The organism is Brachybacterium sillae (assembly GCF_025028335.1).
Lineage (GTDB): Bacteria > Actinomycetota > Actinomycetes > Actinomycetales > Dermabacteraceae > Brachybacterium > Brachybacterium sillae.
Genome location: NZ_JAFEUW010000001.1, coordinates 44,906 through 61,207 on the forward strand (window position 1 = coordinate 44,906; position 16,302 = coordinate 61,207).

The 16,302-nt window shown below is 71.8% G+C and carries 13 protein-coding genes; 8 read left to right on the top strand and 5 right to left on the bottom strand.

All coding sequences use genetic code 11. The annotated features are described in order from the left end of the window. The first annotated feature begins 24 nt into the window (after positions 1 to 24). From dut to JSY14_RS00220, 4 genes are read left to right on the top strand one after another with little or no spacing between them, the layout of a single operon-like run. Positions 25 to 534 carry a dUTP diphosphatase gene (gene dut, locus JSY14_RS00205; RefSeq protein ID WP_259556725.1) on the top strand — a complete coding sequence of 170 codons (510 nt, stop codon included), beginning with the start codon at positions 25 to 27 and terminating at the stop codon, positions 532 to 534. Then, a complete protein-coding gene (locus JSY14_RS00210) occupies positions 534 to 1,328 on the top strand; it encodes a DUF3710 domain-containing protein (RefSeq protein WP_259556726.1) in 795 nt (264 codons plus the stop codon). Before dut ends, JSY14_RS00210 begins: the two co-directional genes overlap by 1 nt. Continuing rightward, on the top strand, positions 1,325 to 1,726 hold the full coding sequence (locus JSY14_RS00215) for a single stranded DNA-binding domain-containing protein (protein WP_259556727.1): 402 nt from the start codon (positions 1,325 to 1,327) through the stop codon (positions 1,724 to 1,726). Before JSY14_RS00210 ends, JSY14_RS00215 begins: the two co-directional genes overlap by 4 nt. Continuing rightward, positions 1,723 to 2,430 carry a DUF3159 domain-containing protein gene (locus tag JSY14_RS00220; RefSeq protein ID WP_259556728.1) on the top strand — a complete coding sequence of 236 codons (708 nt, stop codon included), beginning with the start codon at positions 1,723 to 1,725 and terminating at the stop codon, positions 2,428 to 2,430. Before JSY14_RS00215 ends, JSY14_RS00220 begins: the two co-directional genes overlap by 4 nt. A gap of 18 nt (positions 2,431 to 2,448) precedes the next feature. Here JSY14_RS00220 and JSY14_RS00225 read toward each other — a convergent pair whose 3' ends face one another. Continuing rightward, positions 2,449 to 3,183 (bottom strand): potassium channel family protein, encoded by a 735-nt coding sequence (locus JSY14_RS00225; RefSeq protein ID WP_259556729.1) that lies wholly within the window; start codon positions 3,181 to 3,183, stop codon positions 2,449 to 2,451. Then, positions 3,180 to 3,857 carry a potassium channel family protein gene (locus JSY14_RS00230; RefSeq protein WP_259556730.1) on the bottom strand — a complete coding sequence of 226 codons (678 nt, stop codon included), beginning with the start codon at positions 3,855 to 3,857 and terminating at the stop codon, positions 3,180 to 3,182. The genes JSY14_RS00225 and JSY14_RS00230 overlap by 4 nt, the downstream gene beginning before the upstream one ends. Positions 3,858 to 3,982: 125 nt before the next feature. On the opposite strand from JSY14_RS00230, the gene JSY14_RS00235 reads away from it, so the two are divergent. From JSY14_RS00235 to JSY14_RS00245, 3 genes are all read left to right on the top strand, one after another. Further along, a complete protein-coding gene (locus JSY14_RS00235; RefSeq protein ID WP_259556731.1) occupies positions 3,983 to 5,995 on the top strand; it encodes an APC family permease in 2,013 nt (670 codons plus the stop codon). Next, a complete protein-coding gene (locus JSY14_RS00240) occupies positions 5,992 to 7,308 on the top strand; it encodes a class I SAM-dependent RNA methyltransferase (RefSeq protein ID WP_259556732.1) in 1,317 nt (438 codons plus the stop codon). Before JSY14_RS00235 ends, JSY14_RS00240 begins: the two co-directional genes overlap by 4 nt. Positions 7,309 to 7,479: 171 nt before the next feature. Continuing rightward, entirely contained in the window at positions 7,480 to 10,317 is a 2,838-nt protein-coding gene (locus JSY14_RS00245; RefSeq protein ID WP_259556733.1) for an aconitate hydratase, read from the top strand. 162 nt (positions 10,318 to 10,479) lie between these two features. On the opposite strand, the gene JSY14_RS00250 is transcribed toward JSY14_RS00245, so the two are convergent. Next, positions 10,480 to 11,724 carry a LytS/YhcK type 5TM receptor domain-containing protein gene (locus tag JSY14_RS00250; RefSeq protein WP_259556734.1) on the bottom strand — a complete coding sequence of 415 codons (1,245 nt, stop codon included), beginning with the start codon at positions 11,722 to 11,724 and terminating at the stop codon, positions 10,480 to 10,482. 585 nt (positions 11,725 to 12,309) lie between these two features. Here JSY14_RS00250 and JSY14_RS00255 point away from each other — a divergent pair. Continuing rightward, positions 12,310 to 14,169 carry a 1-deoxy-D-xylulose-5-phosphate synthase gene (locus JSY14_RS00255; RefSeq protein ID WP_259556735.1) on the top strand — a complete coding sequence of 620 codons (1,860 nt, stop codon included), beginning with the start codon at positions 12,310 to 12,312 and terminating at the stop codon, positions 14,167 to 14,169. Between the two features lie 110 nt (positions 14,170 to 14,279). Here the strand turns inward: JSY14_RS00255 and map are convergent, their stop codons facing one another. Both map and JSY14_RS00265 read right to left on the bottom strand, forming a co-directional pair. Next, positions 14,280 to 15,086 carry a type I methionyl aminopeptidase gene (gene map / locus JSY14_RS00260; protein ID WP_259556736.1) on the bottom strand — a complete coding sequence of 269 codons (807 nt, stop codon included), beginning with the start codon at positions 15,084 to 15,086 and terminating at the stop codon, positions 14,280 to 14,282. Further along, positions 15,083 to 16,204 (bottom strand): COX15/CtaA family protein, encoded by a 1,122-nt coding sequence (locus tag JSY14_RS00265; protein WP_259556737.1) that lies wholly within the window; start codon positions 16,202 to 16,204, stop codon positions 15,083 to 15,085. The genes map and JSY14_RS00265 overlap by 4 nt, the downstream gene beginning before the upstream one ends. Between the last annotated feature and the right edge of the window lie 98 nt (positions 16,205 to 16,302).

The window sequence follows — 16,302 nt, forward strand, 5'->3', positions numbered from 1 at the left end:
GCTGATGGCCCTAGGGTGGAGCGCATGCACAGTGATGACCACAGCGTGGACACCGCCGTCCGGCCACCGCGCCCCGCGGCCGTCGTCGAACTGCCCGTCGTCCTCGAGGACGGCGCGGTGATGCCGTCCCGCGCGCATGCCGATGACGCCGGACTGGATCTCACCAGCTCCGAGGATGTGGAGCTCCCTCCCGGCGGTCGGGCCCTGGTGGGCACGGGCGTGCGGGTGGCCCTGCCGGAGGGCACCGTCGGTTTGGTGTGCCCCCGATCGGGTCTCGCTGCCCGACACGGTGTGACCGTGCTGAACGGCCCCGGGGTGGTGGATGCCGGATACCGCGGAGAGCTGAGGGTCGCCCTGATCAACACGGACCAGCGGGTCGGCGCGACGATCCGTCGCGGGGACAGGATCGCCCAGTTGCTGGTGATGCCGGTGCTGTTGCCGCAGCCGACAGCGGTGGCCGAACTCACCGAGACCACGCGCGCCGCAGCCGGCTTCGGCTCCACCGGCACACTCGCCGCGACGGAGGTGCACTGATGGGACTGTTCTCGCGACGTCGTCCCGAGACCGACGGCACCACTGACCCCGACCCCACTCCCACGACGTCCTCGACCACGCCGTCGCCCGCGGTGGACACGGTGGCCTCAGAGCCCGCGCCCACCGCGCCCGTCGAGGGCGGCGACCCGACCGCGGGTCTGCGCGCTGCGGCCGTGGACCTCTCCCAGGCCGGCGAGGGCCCGTACGATGAGGCCGACGCCCCCGACCGGGACCGCATCGACCTCGGCGGCCTGCAGGTGCCGCTCGTCGACGGTCTGGAACTGCGGCTCGAGATGGACCAGCGCAGCCGCACCGTCACCGGGGCGAACCTGATCATGGACGGCTCGGCCCTGCAGGTGCAGGCCTTCGCCGCCCCCCGCAGCCGGGGGCTGTGGGAGGAGGTGCGCCGCACCCTCGCACAGAGCATCCGGGAGCAGGGTGGCACCGCGGAGCAGCGCGAGGGTGCCTATGGGCAGGAGCTCCTCGCCCGTCTGCCCGCGCATCGTCCGGACGGCCGCGCCGGGTACCGGCCCGCGCGGATCCTCGGCGTCGACGGGCCGCGCTGGTTGCTGCGTGCGGTGCTCACGGGTCCTGCCGTGCAGGACGCCGACGCGGCGGCGCGTTTCGAGAACCTGATCTCCCATCTCGTGGTGGTGCGCGGCCGGGAGGCCATGGCCCCGCAGGAGCTGATCCCGCTGCACCTGCCCGGTGCGCGGCCCGGTCTGGTGCAGCGTGAGGGCGTCGGCCCCCTGGACCCCCTGGCTCGTGGCCCCGAGATCACGGAGATCGGATGACGCGCTCCACCGCCCCGGGGGCGCATCGTCTGCTGGACCGGTTGCGCCACGCCTTCGCCTCCAGCGACGTGCTGGACGCCGAACAGGCACGTGAGGAGGCCCGACGCCACGGGTACGACGTCGTCACCGACGTGCGCGATCGGCGCAAGGTGCGACTGCTGGGATTCGTCAGCTCCCAGGTGGTCCAGCCCGCCGGGGCGCCGCCCTCGGTGGAGATCGACCTCACCGACGGCACCGGCACCATCACGGTGGTGTGGTTGGGACGCGAACGCATCACCGGGCTGGGGCCCGGTTCCCGCATCGCCGTGGAGGGCTTCGCCGCCCTGCGCGGTCACTCCCGCGTGATGTACAACCCGCGCTACGAGATCCTCGGGGTGCCGGGCGAGGAGGAGCGATGAGCGCCCTTCCTCCGTCGCCCTCCCGGGGCCACCAGACGGACCGGCCCGAGGGGCGCGGCCCCGGCAGGGGCCACGGGCTCGGCGCCGCCGTCGAGGATGACCGGTTCTCCGTCGCCGCCGCTGTCGGCGGGTGGCAGGGCGTGGCCGAATCGGTGCTGCCCACGCTGATCTTCGTGGTGCTGTTCCTGATCACCGGCACGATCACGGTGCCCGCGATCGCCGCCGGGGCTGTGGTGCTGCTGGCTCTCATCATCCGGGCGGTCCGCCGCGAACCCCTCGGTTCCGCGATCGGTGGTCTGCTCGGGGTGGCGCTCGGCGCCGTGTGGGCGCTGCGCTCCGGGCAGGGCACCGACTTCTACGCCCCCGGTCTGGTGATCAACGCGGTCACCCTGGCCATCCTGCTGATCTCGGTCGCGGTGCGACGCCCCCTGGTCGCGCTGGTGATCGCGGTGCTGGACCCGCGGGTGGCGGACTGGGCCGAGGATCCGGAGGCGCGGCGCACCTACACCCGCGCCACCCTGGTGATGGCCGGTCTGTACGCGCTCAAACTCGCCGTGCAGCTGCCCCTGTATCTGTCGGGCAGTGTGGCGGCACTCGGCACCGCGAAGCTCGCGATGGGGCTGCCCCTCTTCGCACTGGTGGTGTGGATCATCTGGATGATGCACCGCACCCTGCTGCTGCGCCGCGGCGACCGGCAGCCCTGACGCTCCCGCACCTGGGTCTCACGCCACCGGTTCGGGCGGCTCCTCGATCTCGCTGCGCCGCAGCACCGGAAGAGCATCCGTGCTGGCCTCCACCTCCTCCGGCACCAGCAACCGCTCCAGCCGGGTGGTGTCATCCACCGTCGCCAGGAACAGCAGCTCGTCGTCGGCCTCCAGCACATCGTGCCGGGTCGGCGCCTGCGGCTGCCCGTCGCGGATGATCCCCACCAGCACGCAGCGGGAGGGCCAGGGCACCGAGCCCACGGTCCGGCCGACCATCGGGCTCGCATCGGGGAGAGTGATCTCCAGCATGCGCGTGCTCGACCCGGCGAAGGAGAACAGCGGGACAGCCCGCCCCACCGACACGGCCTCCTCCACCAGGGCCGTCATGATCCTGGGTGTCGACACCGCGACGTCCACACCCCAGGTGCTGTCGTACATCCATTCGTTCGCGGGATGGTTCACGCGGGCCACCGTGCGCGGCACCCCGAACTCGGTGCGCGCCAGCAGGCTCACCACCAGGTTCACCTTGTCGTCGCCGGTCGCGGCGACCATCACCTCGGCGGTCTCCAACCGGGCGTCGGCGAGCACATGCAGCTCGGCGGCATCCCCCCGGAACCACTCCGCCTCCGGCACCTTCGCCCGCCGCGCCTCATCGGCGTCGCGATCCACGAGGGCCACCCGATGGCCCTTGGCCAGCAGTTCCCGCGCCACCGAGCGTCCCACGGCGCCCGCCCCGATCACCACGATCCTCACAGCGTCTCCTCCGCCTGGTCCTCCCGCGGGTGACTGAGCATCGACTCGACGCGTGAGAGGTCCTCCGTGGCGGCCGCGACATGCAACAGGTCACCGTCCTGCACCCGTGAATCCGCCGTCGGCAGGCGGCCCTCCCCGTCGCGGGTCAGATGCACCAGACGCGCCCCTGTCCGACGTTCCAACTCCGCCACCGGCACCCCCACCCAGGAGGGCTCGGGAGCGATCGAGACCATCGTCACCAGCCCCGAGACATCCTGGTACTCACGGTTGGGGCGACCGGGCAGCAGACGGCTCATGACCTGCGCCGTCGTCCACCGCACCGTCGCGACGGTGGCGATCCCCAATCGCTCGTACACCTCGGCGCGCCGTGGGTCATAGATCCGGGCGACCACATGCCGCACCTCGTACTGCTCCCGCGCGATCCGCGCGGCGATGATGTTGGTGTTGTCACCGCTGGAGACCGCCGCGAACCCTGCAGCCTCCCGCAGCCGCGCCCGGTCCAGGGTGTCGCGGTCGAAACCGATGCCGACCACCGTCGACCCGCGGAAGTCGTCCCCCAGCCGTTCGAAGGCATCCGGATCCTGGTCGATCACCGCCACGGAGTGCCCCTCGGCATCGACCCTCCGCGCCAGCAGGGATCCCACCCGGCCACAGCCGAGGATCACGAAGTGCACCGGGGTCTCCTTCCGATGGGCACCGCGCACGGAACCAGACGCAACGCATCCGACGCGCACCCGCGCAGGCAGCGGGCGCTCCCACCCTAGTCCGACCCCCGGCCCGCGCGCCCTAGGCTAGGGGCGTGCCCGATGTCGCCCCCGCCCTGAAGCGCGTGGTGCTCGGCCGCAAGTACTCCAGTGCTCAGCTGGCCCGGGAGCGTCTCCCGGTGCGCATCGCACTGCCGACCTTCGCCGCCGACGCCCTCAGCTCCGTCGCCTACGCCCCGGACGAGATCCTCGTGACCCTTGCCCTCGCGGGGGTGGCGGCGTACGCCGTCAGCCCCTGGGTGGCGCTCGCCGTGGTGGTGGTGCTGGCCGTCGTGGTCGCCACCAACACCAACATCATCCGGGAGTATCCCGGCGGGGGCGGGGAGTACGCCGTCGTGCGCCGCAACCTCGGCGGGGGAGCGGCCCGCGTGGTCGGGTCCGCGCTGCTGGTCGACTACATCCTCACCGTCGCCGTGTCGATCTCCCAGGCCAGCGCCTACGCCGCCGGTGCCCTGCCCCTCGTCGAGCAGCATCAGGTGCCCACCGCCCTGGTGCTGCTGGCGGTGCTCACCGTCCTGAACCTGCGCGGTGTGAAGCAGTCCGGCCGCCTGCTGGCCGTGCCGGTGTATGTGTTCATGGGCGTCGTGGGCCTGACCCTGGTGGTCGGTGCCGTGCAGTCCATGCTCGGCACCCTCGACACCGCCCCCAGCGCCGCCTACGAGATCGTCCCCAGCCCGGAGCTCGACACGGGACTCACGGCGCTCGGGGGCGCGCTGCTGGTGCTGCGGGCCTTCACCAGTGGCTGCGCGGCCCTCGCCGGAGTGGAGGCCATCTCCAACGGGGTCCCGAGTTTCCGCCCGCCGAAGATCCGTAACGCCTCGCTCACCCTGCTGCTGCTGGGGACGCTCTCCTCCGCCCTCATGCTCGGCATCGTGCTGCTCGCGCGCGCGACCGGTGTGCAGCTGGTCGCGGATCCCGCCACCCAGCTGCGGATCGACGGGGCCCCCGCCACCGGCCTGGTGCAGGTCCCCGTCATCGCGCAGATCGCCCAGGCCGTGTACACACCCACCGGGCCGATGTTCTTCCTGGTCTCCGCCGTCACCGGTGTGGTGCTGTTCCTCGCCGCCCACACCGCCTTCAACGGTTTCCCGAACCTCGCCAGTGTCCTCGCCCGCGCCGGATATCTACCGCGGCAGCTGAGGGTGCGCGGTGACCGCCTCGCCTACTCGAACGGCATCGTCCTGCTGGCCGTCGCCTCCGCCCTGTTCATCTGGGCCACCGGTGCCAGCGTCACCCTGCTGGTGCAGATGTACATCGTCGGCGTGTTCCTGTCTTTCTCCCTCTCACAGCTGGGCATGGTCCGTCATTACCAGCGGCGTCTGCGCCTGTCGGTGCGAGCGGGGGAGCGTCGGGCCCTCGCGGCCGGGCGTGTCACCAGCGCCGTCGGTTTCGTCCTCGTCACCGCCGTGCTGGTGACGGTGCTGGTCACCAAGCTGCTGCAGGGCGCCTGGGTGGCGCTCGCGGTGATGGCGCTGCTGTTCGTGCTGATGACACTGGTGCACCGCCACTATCGTGCCGTCGACGAGGAGCTCAGCCTGGGGGACGACTTCGACGCCGCCGGCGCCCACCCCTCCCGCTCGCACGCCCTGGTGGTGGTCGCCTCCCTCGACCAGCCGGTGATGCGTGCCCTCGCCGTCGCCTCCGCCGCCCGGCACTCCTCGCTGCAGGCCGTCGCCGTGCACGATGACACCGACCCCGAGGCTCTCGCCGAACGCTGGCGGACGGTCGGGGTGCAGATCCCCCTGCGGATCGTCCATTCGCCGTACCGGGAGTTCGCCCGGCCCGTCCTCGCCTATGTGAGCACCCTGCTGGCTCGCAATCCGCGCGACGTCGTCGTCGTGTATATCCCCGAGTTCATCGTGGGACACTGGTGGGAGGCCGCCCTGCACAACCATGCGGCGCGCCGTCTGGCCGACCGGCTGACGCATCTGCCCCGCGTGGTGGTCACGAGCGTCCCCTGGCAGCTCGGCAGCGCGCAGGACGTCGTGGGGCGAACGCGCACCCAGTCGCGCACATCCGTCCCCACCACGAAGGAGGTCCCCCGGTGAGTTCCCCCCAGGACGTCGCCGACGCCGCGGCCGCGGGCCGCCTCCTCACCCTCACCGTCGGTGCGCCCGCCGCGGGGGGCACCTTCGTGGCCCGCCACGAGGGCCGGGTCGTGTTCGTGCGGGGCGCCGCCCCCGGGGAGACCGTCATCGCGCGTCTGTTGGAGGACCCCCGGGACGCCGCCGATGCCCGGTTCTGGCGCGCCGAGACCGTCGAGGTGCTCGAGGCGAGCGTCGACCGTGTCCCCTCCGTGTGGCCCGAGGCCGGATTCGGTGGTGTCGGAGCGGCCGAGTGGGCGCACATCGCCCTGCCCGCCCAGCGGCGGCTGGCCACCGAGGTGCTCCAGGACCTGCTGCGCCGCGCCGGCGTGCACAGTGTCGAGATCGACGATGTCCAGGTGGAACCGGCCCCCGGTGACCACGACGGCCTGGGCACCCGCACCCGCGAACGCTTCGCCGTCGACAGCCACGGCCGCGTCGGCATGCGGGGGTGGCGCTCCCACGAGGTCCGCCCCGTCGGTGGGACGCCGCTGTCGGCCCCGGCGATCAGTGCCCTCACGCTGGGGGAGTGGACCGGCCCGGGCGGGGTCGAGGCCATCGACGTCGCGGCCCCGAGCGACAGTCCCGTCTCCCTGGTGCTGGTGGGGCGGGAGCTGGCTCCCCACGGCCTCGACATCCCGCGCGACTGGGACGGCGCGGATGTCAGTGTGCAGACCGCGAAGGGTCTCGTCCCCCTGCGCGGTGACGGCATGGTCCGCGAACGCGTGGGGGAGCGCGGCTTCCGGGTCGCCGCCACCGGGTTCTGGCAGGTCCACCGTGCCGCGGCCGGCTTCCTCGGCGACCACGTGCGCACCGTGCTCGGCGCGCAGGACGGCGACCGCGTGTGGGATCTCTTCGGCGGCGTCGGCTTGTTCGCCGCGCTGGTGGCCGATCAGGTGGGCACCGCCGGCCGGGTCCTCACCGTCGAGGGCAACCGGCGGGCCTCCGCGCTCGCCGCCGAGAACCTGCAGGACCTCGCGACCGCCGAGGCCGCCCACGGTGATGCCACCGCCTGGGCCCGCGCCCAGGCCGAAGCGCCCGACCGGGTGGTGCTGGACCCCCCGCGGGCCGGGGCTGGGAGGGAACTGATGGAGGTGCTCACCGACCTGGTGCGGGATCGCATCGTGTACGTCTCCTGCGAACCGAGCACCCTGGTGCGGGACCTCGTCACCGCCGAGCAGCGCGGCTGGCGGGTGACGGATCTGCGGGCCGTCGACCTGTTCCCGCACACCCACCACCTGGAGACGGTGACCGTGCTGGAGCGCACCTCCCACTGAGCACGCCCTGGCCGGACGTGCCGTGCACCGGGCACGCCCTGCACCGGGCACGCCGTGCGCCGGGCACGCCCTGGACCTGGCACGCCGTGATATCTTGATATCAAGAGATCCGGGGCGCGGGGTGGCGCGGAGCGTGAGCCTGCACGGTGACCCCGGCCACAGCGACCTACGATGGATGCATCCCCGACCGAAGGAGACCCCGTGAGCACGGTCAACTCGTTCGGCGCCCAGCAGCAGCTGCGCGTCGGTGACACCGAGTACGAGATCTACGCCCTCGACGCCGTCGAGGGCCACGAGAAGCTTCCCTACAGCCTCAAGGTGCTGCTGGAGAACCTGCTGCGCACCGAGGACGGTGCCAACATCACCGCCGATCACGTGCGTGCGCTCGGCTCCTGGGACCCGTCGGCCGAACCCGACACGGAGATCCAGTTCACCCCCGCCCGCGTGATCATGCAGGACTTCACCGGTGTGCCGTGCGTGGTGGACCTGGCGACCATGCGCGAGGCGATGGAGGAGCTTGGTGGGGACCCGAACCGCATCAACCCCCTGGCCCCCGCGGAGATGGTCATCGATCATTCCGTGATGATCGACGTCGCGGGTCGGCTGGACGCGCTCGAGCGCAACATGGAGCTCGAGTACGAGCGCAACCAGGAGCGCTACCAGTTCCTGCGGTGGGGCCAGAGCGCCTTCGACGACTTCAAGGTCGTCCCCCCGGGCACCGGCATCGTCCACCAGGTCAACATCGAGTACCTGGCTCGCGCCGTCATGACCCGTGAGGTCGACGGTGTGCTGCGCGCCTACCCCGACTCCTGTGTCGGCACCGACTCCCACACCACCATGGTCAACGGCCTGGGGGTGCTCGGCTGGGGTGTCGGTGGCATCGAGGCCGAGGCCGCGATGCTCGGTCAGCCGGTGTCGATGCTCATCCCGCGTGTGGTCGGCTTCAAGCTCACCGGGGAGATCCCCGCCGCCGCCACCGCCACCGACGTGGTGCTCACCATCACCGAGATGCTGCGCCGGCACGGCGTGGTGGGGAAGTTCGTCGAGTTCTACGGCGACGGCGTGGCCCAGGTGCCGCTCGCGAACCGCGCCACCATCGGCAACATGAGCCCGGAGTTCGGCTCCACCTGCGCGATCTTCCCGATCGATGACGTGACCGTCGACTACCTGCGCCTCACCGGACGCGACGAGCAGCAGCTGGCGCTGGTGGAGGCCTACGCCAAGCGACAGGGCCTGTGGCACGACCCCTCCCGCGAGGCGCGGTACTCCGAGTACCTGGAGCTGGACCTGTCGACGGTGGTGCCGTCGATCGCCGGCCCCAAGCGCCCGCAGGACCGCATCGTCCTCAGCGAGGCGAAGGAGTCCTTCCGCAAGGTCCTGCCGACCTATGCCGCCGGTGAGGACCACGCCGACGAGGCGCCCGTCGGTGCCGAGGAGGGCAGCTTCCCCGCCTCCGATCCCGCCGCCCCGGAGTCCGACAACTCCAGCGGCGGTGAGGCCCCCGTGGAGATGCCCGCCGCGACGGCGGGACAGCTCGGCCGCGCCTCGAAGCCGACCGCGGTCGCGGGCCACGACTTCACGATCGACCACGGCATCGTCGCGATCGCCTCGATCACCTCGTGCACCAACACCTCGAACCCGTCGGTGATGATGGCCGCCGGTCTGCTGGCCCGCAACGCCGTGGCCAAGGGCCTGAGCGCCAAGCCGTGGGTGAAGACCTCCATGGCCCCGGGCTCGCAGGTCGTCACCGACTACTACGAGAAGGCGGGCCTGTGGCCCGATCTGGAGGCCCTCGGGTTCCATCTCGTCGGTTACGGCTGCACCACCTGCATCGGCAACTCCGGCCCGCTGGCCCCGGAGATCTCCGAGGCCATCGCCGAAGGCGACCTCGCCGTCACCGCGGTGCTCTCGGGCAACCGCAACTTCGAGGGTCGCATCAACCCGGACGTCAAGATGAACTACCTGGCGTCCCCGCCGCTGGTCATCGCCTACGCCCTGGCCGGGACCATGGACTTCGACTTCGAGACCGACCCGCTGGGCACCGACGCCGACGGCAACGAGGTGTTCCTGAAGGACATCTGGCCCACCCCGGAGGAGGTCGAGCGGACCATCGCCGAGAACATCACCCAGGAGATGTTCCAGAAGGACTACGCCGACGTCTTCGCCGGGGACGAGCGCTGGCGCAGCCTCGACACCCCCGAGGGGGCGACCTTCGCGTGGGATGGGGAGTCGACCTACGTGCGCAAGCCCCCGTACTTCGAGGGCATGGGGATGGAACCGGAGCCGGTCTCCGACATCGAGGGCGCCCGGGTGCTGCTGAAGCTCGGTGATTCCACCACCACCGACCACATCTCGCCCGCGGGGTCCATCAAGGCTGATTCCCCGGCCGGACAGTACCTGCGTGAGCATGGTGTGGAGCGCAAGGACTTCAATTCCTATGGCTCCCGCCGCGGCAACCACGAGGTGATGATCCGCGGCACCTTCGCGAACATCCGCATCCGCAACCAGCTCCTCGACGGAGTCGAGGGCGGTTACACCCGGAATTTCCTGACCGGGGAGCAGGAGTTTGTGTACGACGCCGCCCAGGCGTACGCCGAGGCGGGTGTGCCGCTCGTGGTGCTGGCCGGCAAGGAGTACGGCACCGGTTCCTCCCGCGACTGGGCCGCCAAGGGCACCAAGCTGCTGGGTGTGCGCGCCGTCATCGCCGAGAGCTATGAGCGCATCCACCGGTCGAACCTCATCGGCATGGGCGTTCTGCCGCTGCAGTACCCCGAGGGCCAGAACGCCGAATCGCTCGGCCTGGACGGCACAGAGACCTTCGCTGTGCGCGGGGTGACGACGCTGAACGAGGGGAGCACGCCGAAGACCGTGACCGTCACGGCCACGAAGGACAACGGCGAGACGGTGGAGTTCGACGCCGTGGTGCGCATCGACACCCCCGGTGAGGCAGACTACTTCCGCAACGGCGGCATCTTGCAGTACGTGCTGCGGTCGCTCGCACGGGCCTGACCCGCTGAAGCGCCCGAGGGCCCGGCCACAGGGAATTGTGGCCGGGCCCTCGGGCGTCTGTCGGCGTCACGGGCGTCTGCCGGCGTGGTGGAGGGGTGCGGCCCACCGGAGGTCCGGCCTCGGGCTCGGAGCCTCGAGGCCGGAAGGGTGCCGCCGGATCCCTCAGGCGTGGGCGGGAAGCTGATCCGGCTCCTGGGCCGCGGTCGGCAGAATCCCGCCGCGGAAGGAGTCTGAGCCCGGATCCGCAGGGCGAGGCGGCGGGGCGGAGGTGTGGGAATACACCGCACTGACCATGACGCCCGAGAGCATCTTGTCCGGCACGGACACACTGAGGTTCAGGATCAGGACCGTCAGGGCATCGGGCAGGGTGACGTTCCGCATCAGCCCCTGCAGGTACACCAGCGGACGGTTCTGGATGCCATCCAGGAGCAGGAGGATCATCGGGACCGCGATCGCCGTGGAGATCAGGGCCACCAGCAGATGCAGGGGCCAGAGGTTCTCGCTGCCACGCCGGCGCAGCCACCGGGCGCCGTAGCCCCACACCAGGGCGCCGGCGATGCTCACCGCGGTAAACGGCAGCGAACCGATCCCGAAGACGGCAGCATTGACCAGGTGGGTCGCCACCGCGACCGCGATCCCGGCCAGGGGCCCCAGGGTGACCGCGGCGACTCCGGTGCCGACCATGTCCAGGTGCAGCGGCACCCCGGTGAACCGGGTGAAGAAGAGTCCGACCAGATTCAGGAGCACCGACGCGAGCAGGAGCAGTCCGCTGCCGGGCCAGCGCAGAAGGGCTGCCGGGTCACGCCGTCCGTTCCGGGCGTCACGCTCGGCCGGGAGGTCGGACGGGGGTTCGGGTGCAGGAGCGACGGGTGCCGGGGTGACGGGTGCCGGGGTCTCGGGCGGCAGGGGAGCGCTGTCGGACGGCTCAGTCGGGTCGAGTGCCTCGGTCGATACGGATCCCGGGGACGACACTCCCTCCTGGCGCATAGCCTGCAGCTCACGCCGTTCCAGGATCCGTACGCACCGGCGATACCACTGCTGTGGATCCTCCGCACCGAGCGCCCCGGCGATATCCCGCACCAGTTCGGGGTTCATACGGGCCCGTCCCGGCCGGAAGACGTCGTACACCGTGCTCTTGGAGGGAGTGGAGGCGTAGGCGGCGATACCGCTGCTGCGCCGCAGTTGTCCCACGCGCAGGGCGATCTCGGCGTAGGAGGGCTGGCCCGCCAGGCCGCGGAGCTGACGCAGGTCCTCGACCAGCGCGTCGAAGGTGGCGTCGTGTTCGACCGGGGTGCTGTGGGGGTCGGCGGGGATCGGCTCGGAGGGAGTGCCCGCTGGGGGCGGAGAGCTGGCGTCCGAGGGGGAGCTCTGACCGGTGTCGTCACCGGCGGGACGATCAGTCGTCACGAACCCCGGCTCCCTTCTCCCACGAGGATGTCCACGGGGACACCCGCGTTCCTCGGGCGCTGCCCGGGATCGCGCCCCTCCAGGGCGATGGTACAAGCGGTCGGAGCCGGGCGACGGTCGGTCCGCGGCGGTGCCGCGTGTGCAGTGCGCGACATGACGCGGTCGCGGTCGTGGTGACAGCAGGAACCGCCCCTCCTTCCGGAGAGGGGCCCACGGTGATCACGATCCCGATCGTTCGATGAAATCGTTCGGGGTCGTCCGAACTCATGCGTTCGTCCTGGTCTGAGCGAGGTGCGGCGGCAGCCCGGGTGTTGGGTTGACCCGGGTGGGGTGCGGAGTCGAGGCCGACGGCATGGGCGCCGGGCCTCTTCGCCCCGGTGCCCCGTTCTCCGTCCGAAGCGCGGGGTGCCGGGGCGACCGCATGCACCATTGCGCGGACACTGTGCACTGCGGTGCAGATGGGGCGGGTGAGGGGTAAAGGCCCCGTGAAGATCTGCACAGATGTGACCATCCTTCGCGTCTCCACAGGTCAGGGCGCCGTAGTCTGATCGCGTCCCGCCATCGAGACCGAGGAGGCTCCCGCGCGTGCGCACTGTCCCGGAGAACGCCCCGGTGCCCTCGGAGGCTCTGGACGACGAACCCGTTCCCACCGATCCTGCCGCCCTGCGCGCCCTCCCGGCGGATCGTCTCCCGGCGCTCGCGCGGACCCTCCGTCGCCGCCTCGTGCAGGTGTGTGCCGTCCACGGGGGGCACCTCGGGCCGAACCTCGGTGCAGTGGAGCTGACGATCGCCCTGCACCGCGAGCTCGACTCGCCCCGGGAAGCGATGATCTTCGACACCGGCCACCAGGCCTACGTGCACAAGATGCTCACCGGGCGGGCGGATCTCGAGGGGTTGCGCACCGCAGGGGGCGTGTCCGGATATCCCGACCGCGGGGAGTCCGAGCACGATGTGGTCGAGAACTCCCATGCCTCCGGGTCCCTCGCCTGGGCGCACGGCCGTGACCGCGCCCTGCGCGCGACCGGCCGCCCCGGTGTCACCGCCGCGGTGATCGGCGATGGCGCCCTCACCGGTGGGGTGGCGCTGGAGGCGCTGAACGACCTGGCCGGGGATCCCGCGAGCCGCGTGCTGGTGGTGCTCAACGACAACACCCGCTCCTACGCCCCGACCATCGGCGGGATGTCCCAGCACCTGCAGGCCCTCTCCCGCGGGGAGGTGCCCCCCGGTGACGATGCCTTCACGGACTGGGGTCTGACCTACCTCGGCCCCGTCGATGGCCACGACCTCACCGCCCTGGCGGAGGTCCTCGCCGAGGCCCGCCGGGTCGCTGAGGACCCGGATCGCGGTGTGCCGGTGGTGCACGCCCTCACCCGCAAGGGGATGGGGTTCGCGAGGGCGGAGGACGACGTGCTCGACCACTGGCACGCCACCGGCCCCTTCAGCCTTGACCTCGAACCGGAGGCCGACACCACCCCTCCGACCGCCGCACCCACTCCCGCCCGCACCTGGACCTCCTGCCTGGGGCAGGCTGTGCTGGAGGCCGCCCGCGCCGATGAGCGCCTGCTCGCCGTCAGCGCGGCGATGATCGACCCCGTGGGTCTCACCCCGATGCAGCAGGAGATGCCGGAGCGGGTGATCGACGTCGGCATCGCCGAACAGGCGGCGCTGGCCACCGCGGCGGGCCTCGCCCAGGGTGGTGCGCGACCGCTGGTGGCGCTGTATGCGACCTTCCTCAATCGAGCCTTCGACCAGCTGCTGCTGGACATCGCCCTGCACGGTGAGGACGTGACGATCACCCTCGACCGCGCCGGGATCACCGGAGATGACGGGCCCAGCCACCACGGCATGTGGGATCTGGGGGTCGCCGCGCAGATCCCGGGTCTGAGCCTGTGGGCGCCGCGCGACGGCATGCGCCTGGCCGAGGCGGTGCCCGCGGCACTCGCGACCCCCGGACCCAGCATCGTGCGCTTCCCCAAGGGTGCGTGCCCGCCGGACCTGCCGGCCCTCGCGCGGATCCCCGCCGGTGACGTTCTGGCCGGAGATGCGCCCGCCGAGGGCGACGCGCAGGGCCCGGACGTGGTGCTGGTGAGCATCGGCGCCCTGGCCGATCAGGTGGTGGAGGCCGCGCAGACCCTGAGCGACCTCGGGAACGTGCTCGTCGTCGACCCGCTGGCCATCCTCCCGGTGCCCACGGCGCTGCGGGATCTGGCGTTGCGCAGCGGCGCGGTCGTCACCATCGAGGACGGGGTGGCCTCCCGCGGCGTCGGGGCGGCCCTCGCCCAGGAGATCCTTGCGGCCTCCAGCCGCCGCAGGCCGGCCCCGCCGATCCGCACCCTCGGGGTGCCGCAGACCTTCATCCCGCATGCGAAGCGCGGGGCGATCCTGCAGCAGGCGGGCCTGGACGCGGCCGGCATCGCGCGCAGCGTCCGCAGGCTCCTCGCCTGAGTCACCTCCTCGGCTGAGTCCGGCGGAGTCGGCGCCCCACCCGGGCCGCCGGATGATCGTGGCTGAGCGGGCGCACGGCCCGTGGCGTGAGCCCCCGCCGCTGCTGGACGTCAGGGCAGGGAGCTGCGCGGGGAGGGGTCGTCGGCCCGGGCGGTGAGGACGATCGGATCACCGTCGGTGATGAACAGTGTGTGTTCGGCGTGGGCGCCGCGGGAGCCGTCGTCGGAGACCACGGTCCAGCCGTCCCTCTCATCGATATGCAGGGCATCCGTGGTGGGCATGAGGAACGGCTCCACCGTGAGCAGCATCCCCGCCTCCAGGACGGCACCCGCACCCGGGGTCCCGGCATTCGGCACGAAGGGCGCCTCATGCATGGTGCGTCCCACACCATGTCCGCCGAACTGGCGGTTCATGACGTACCCGCGTCGGCGCGCCTCGTTCTCCACCGCATGGCCGATGTCGCCGACGGTGCGGCCGGCGCGCGCCTGGTCGATGCCCGCCCACATCACGGCCTCGGTGTCACGGATCAGCTGCAGATCCTCCTCGGCCGCCGTGCCGAGGGCGACGGTGAGGGAGGAATCCGCCACCCAGCCGTCCAGCTGCACCGCGAGGTCGAACGAGACGAGGTCGCCGTCGCGCAGGACCCGGTCGTAGGGGCGGCCGTGCAGCACGGCCTCGTTGACGCTGGTGCAGATGACACGCCCGAACGGGTAGGCGCCGAACCGCGGGTGGTAGTCGATGTAGCAGCTGGTGGCACCGGCCTCGTCGATGAGCCGACGTACCTCGGCGTCGACGTCCAGCAGGTTCCAGCCCGGGCCCACGACTCGCCGCAGATGGGACAGGACGGCGGCGACGAACTCGCCGGCGGGCCGTGCGGCGTCGACGTGGGGTGGACGTTCCCCGGTTCCGGTGCTCACCGCGCGTCCGTCTCGTCGGGTGCGCCGGCGGGCAGGGCCGCCGGGTCGGCGGCGTCACGCACGGCCGGATCCAGGTCCGTCGCCCGGTTCCAGGTCCACCCGGTGGCCACCACCCAGGTGACCGTCGCGGTGAACAGTGCTGCGCCTGCCAGGTGGAGACCGACCAGCAGCTCCGGCAGATCGGTGAAGTACTGGGTGTAGCCGAGGATCGCCTGCAGCACGGTCACCAGCAGCAGGATGCGGGCTGCGCGGCGGGCCGCCACCGGCGCCACCACCAGGTGCACCGCCACCAGCACCCCGATCAACAGACCGCAGAACAGCATCACCGCGTCGGCGTGCAGCCACGACATCATCCGGGGGTCCAGTGGCAACCGGACCGGGTTCTCCGCATCCCCGGAGTGCGGGCCGGAGCCGGTCACGACGGTCCCCAGCAGCAGCACGACGGCCGCCACCGCGGCGAGCGCCCACAGCAGTGGCACCAGGGCCCGCGGCACGGCCCGTCGCCGCCGCTCATCACCGTCGTACAGCCGCACCAGCAGCACCACGGAGATCGCGATCAGCGCCACGGATCCCAGGAAGTGCGGCCCGACCACCCCGGGATGCAGGTCCATCCACACGGTGATCCCCCCGAGCACCGCCTGGACGAGGGTCAGCACCAGCGGCCACACGGAGAGGGCCACGAAGCCGCGGCCCTTACCGCGCAGCCAGCGCAGCGTCACCAGCAGTACGGCGAGGGCGAAGACGGTCAGCACACCGGTGAGCGTGCGGTTGCCGAACTCGATGAAGGGGTGGATGCCCATCGCGGGGGTGTACTGCGGGGTGAACTGCCCCGGTTCGCAGTTCGGCCAGGTAGAGCACCCCAGCCCCGATCCCGTCAGACGCACCACACCGCCGGTGACGATGATGCCCATCTGGCACAGCAGGTTGCCCCAGAACGCGATCTGCACCAGGCGTCGGACGCCGGGGGAGAGGTCGGCGAGTACCGGGGAACCGGGTGCGGCTGGCGGGGACGTGGGCGGGCCGGACACAGCGGACGAGGCGGCGACCGCCGGGGCGGCAGTGGACTCAGGGGCGCTCGCGGACGAGCCGGCGGGCGCGGCAGGGGAGGCGGAGGTCATGGTGACTCGAGTCTAGACGTCGGCAGGCGCGTGACCCCGTCCAGGCGGTCCCGCCACGCGCGCTCCTGACCCGCGCGAGAGTGGAGGTTGTCGTGGGG